The organism is Achromobacter sp. (genome assembly GCF_050285585.1).
GTDB lineage: Bacteria > Pseudomonadota > Gammaproteobacteria > Burkholderiales > Burkholderiaceae_B > Achromobacter.
Genome location: NZ_JBLZXF010000073.1, coordinates 1 through 2,831 on the forward strand (window position 1 = coordinate 1; position 2,831 = coordinate 2,831).

Annotated in this window: 3 protein-coding genes and 1 pseudogene; all 4 read left to right on the forward strand. The window is 70.5% G+C overall.

All coding sequences use genetic code 11. The features are described from left to right. Positions 1-2: 2 nt before the first annotated feature. On the forward strand, positions 3-680 hold the full coding sequence (locus ACN6PJ_RS30755; protein WP_427999435.1) for a 3-oxoacid CoA-transferase subunit A: 678 nt from the start codon (positions 3-5) through the stop codon (positions 678-680). Beyond that, on the forward strand, positions 668-1,339 hold the full coding sequence (locus ACN6PJ_RS30760) for a CoA-transferase (protein ID WP_175179039.1): 672 nt from the start codon (positions 668-670) through the stop codon (positions 1,337-1,339). Before ACN6PJ_RS30755 ends, ACN6PJ_RS30760 begins: the two co-directional genes overlap by 13 nt. A 13-nt stretch (positions 1,340-1,352) precedes the next feature. After that, on the forward strand, positions 1,353-2,528 hold the full coding sequence (locus ACN6PJ_RS30765; RefSeq protein WP_427999436.1) for an acyl-CoA dehydrogenase family protein: 1,176 nt from the start codon (positions 1,353-1,355) through the stop codon (positions 2,526-2,528). Continuing rightward, positions 2,521-2,831: pseudogene (locus ACN6PJ_RS30770) on the forward strand (acyl-CoA dehydrogenase family protein); the annotation flags it as partial. The gene ACN6PJ_RS30765 and the pseudogene ACN6PJ_RS30770, both read left to right, overlap by 8 nt.

The window sequence follows — 2,831 nt, forward strand, 5'->3', positions numbered from 1 at the left end:
CAATGAAAGACAAGACTTGCCTCGACGCGCGGGACGCCCTGCGCGACGTGGAATCCGGCGCCGCCATTTTCGTGGGCGGCTTCGGCGGCTCGGGCATTCCCGCCCGCCTGCTGGCGGCCTTGCTGGCCAAGTCCGGCGTGCGCGACCTGACCCTGATCAACAACAACGCCGGCGCCGGCGAAACGAGCTTCCTGGCGCTGGTCGCCGCGGGCCGCGTCAGCCGCATCGTCTGTTCCTATCCCCGCATGCCCGGCAACGAAGTGATCCGGGACCGCGTGCGGGCAGGCAGCCTGGTGGTGGAGGTGATGCCCCAGGGCACGCTGGTCGAACGCATCCGGGCCGGCGGCGCCGGCATGGGGCCGTTCTTCTCGCCCACCGGCTACGGCACGCCCCTGGCCGAAGGCAAGGAAACCCGCGTGTACGGCGGCCGCGGCTACGTGCTCGAAACACCGCTGCGCGCGGACTTCGCCTTCGTGCGCGCGCATCGCGCCGACCGGCTGGGCAACCTGGTGTACCGGCGCGCCCAGCGCAATTTCGGGCCGGTGATGTGCACGGCGGCCCGGACCACCATCGCGGAGGTCGACGAGATCCTGCCTTGCGGAGCGCTCGATCCCGATCACATCGTCACGCCCAGCCTGTTCGTGCACCGGCTGTTGGGGAGCCCTCAATGCAAAGACTGACACGCGAGCACCTGGCCGCGCTGGTGGCCGCCGACCTGCCCGCCGGCGCCGTGGTCAACCTGGGGATCGGCATGCCGACCCTGGTCACCGATCGCCTGGACCCCGCGCGCGGCGTCCAGCTGCACAGCGAAAACGGCATCCTGGGCATGCGCCTGCTGCAAGCCCACGAGACCGCGGACGGCGATCTCATCAACGCCAGCAAGCAATCCATCGCGCTCACCGAAGGCGCGGCCATTTTCGATCACGTCTATTCGTTTTCGATCATGCGCGGCGGCCACATCGACATCACCGTGCTGGGCGCTTTCGAAGTGTCCTGCGACGGGGACCTGGCCAACTGGTCGCTGGGCGAGGACGATCCCATGCCCTCGGTCGGCGGCGCCATGGACCTGGCCGTGGGCGCGCGCGGCGTCTGGGTCATGATGGAGGCGCTCACGCGGGAGGGCCGCCCCCGCCTGCGCAGCCGCTGCACGCTGCCGCTCACCGGCGCCGGCGTGGTCGGCCGCGTGTATGCCGACATCGGCATCTTCGAGGTGCGCGGATCGGCCTTCGTGCCCATCGCCCTGGTCGCGGGCCTGCCGCCCTCCGAACTGGGCCGCTGGATCGACGCGCCGCTGCGCTTCGACGGCGAGCCCCGCGTCCTGCACGTTCCCCCTCTTTGAACCCGCCATCGCCATGATACGCACCGAACATTTTCTCAAAGACGCCGACGCCTGGCTACGGACCGCGCTTGCGCAGTTGCGCGAACGCCACCCCGAGACCGCCTCGCATACGCCGGAATGCCGCCAGGCCTGGAACCGCATGCTGTGCGAGGCCGACCTCATCGCCCTGACCTGGCCCCGCGAATACGGCGGTCGCGAACTGCCCACGGCCACGCTGATCGCCTTCCATGAACTCTGCGCGCGCCTGCACGCGCCGCAGCCCATCAACAGCATCGCGCACGCGATCCTCGCGCCCACGCTGCTGCGCTTCGGCACGCCCGAACAAAAGTCCCTGTTCCTGCCCGGCATCCGGGACGGCAGCGAGATATGGTGCCAGGGCTACTCGGAACCCCAGACCGGCTCCGACCTGTCGTCGGTGCGCATGCGGGCCCGGCCCGACGCCGCCGGCTGGCGGGTCGACGGCCGCAAGATCTGGACCACCCAGGCGCACCTGGCGCGATGGTGCTTCGGGCTGATCCGCACCGATCCGGACAGCCGCGCCCACCGCGGGCTGAGCTTCATGCTCATCGACATGCGCGCCGCGGGCGTGCGGGTCGAGCCGATACGCCAGATGACCGGCGAAGCCGACTACAACGAAGTGCTGTTCGAAGCGGTGGCGGTGCCCGAAGGCCGTATCCTGGGCGAGCCCGGCGACGGCTGGCGCATCGCGATGGCGGCGGCCGAGTACGAGCGAGGCATCTACTTCATGCCCCGCGTGGTCCAGCTGGAAGACGAGCTGGCCGAACTGGAAGCGGCCTTGGAGCGGGCGCCGCTGGCGGCGGACGAACGCGCCGTGCATGCCCGGCGCGTCCAGGCCCTGGCCGATGCCTGCCAGGTCATCCGCTGGCGCGTGGACCGCGTGCTGAGCCAGGTGGCCGCGGGAGAAACCCCCGGCATCGATGGCGCCATGCTCAAGCTGATGTGGAGCGAAACCCGCCAGCAGGTGTGGGAACAGCGCGTGGAGCTGCTGGGCGAGGCGGCCCTGGTGGGCCCGCAGGCCGCCGCGCCGTACGCGGGGCCCGCCAGCGTGCTTCGCGAATTCCTGTGGTCCCGGGCCGAGACCATCGTGGCCGGCACCTCGGAAATCCAGCGCAATATCGTGGGCGAGCGCCTGCTCGGCCTGCCCAAGGACAGGGGACAACATGCATAGCGAAATCAGGACCTTGCTGTCCTCGACCTTCGGCCGCCTGCTGGAAGAGCAGCATCCGGCCGCGTACGCGCGCCGCGCGCTGCCGGCGCATCACGAGGCCCAGCGCGCCCTATGGAAGGAACTGGTGGACGGCGGCTGGCTGGAAGCGGGTTCCGACGCGTTCCAGCAAGAGTATGGCCCCGGCATGCTGCCCATGGGCGAATGGGCCGGGCGGGCGCTGCTCACCCTGCCCTATGCCGGCTCGGCCTTCCTGGCCCGCGTGCTGCAAGAGCAGGCGCCCGGCGCCGGCGACGTGGTGCTGGA

What these genes read in the sequence shown, in the direction of transcription:
- ACN6PJ_RS30755 (WP_427999435.1), top strand. Translation starts at nt 3, where the DNA reads ATGAAAGACAAGACTTGCCTCGACGCGCGGGACGCCCTGCGCGACGTG.
- ACN6PJ_RS30760 (WP_175179039.1), top strand. Translation starts at nt 668, where the DNA reads ATGCAAAGACTGACACGCGAGCACCTGGCCGCGCTGGTGGCCGCCGAC.
- ACN6PJ_RS30765 (WP_427999436.1), top strand. Translation starts at nt 1,353, where the DNA reads ATGATACGCACCGAACATTTTCTCAAAGACGCCGACGCCTGGCTACGG.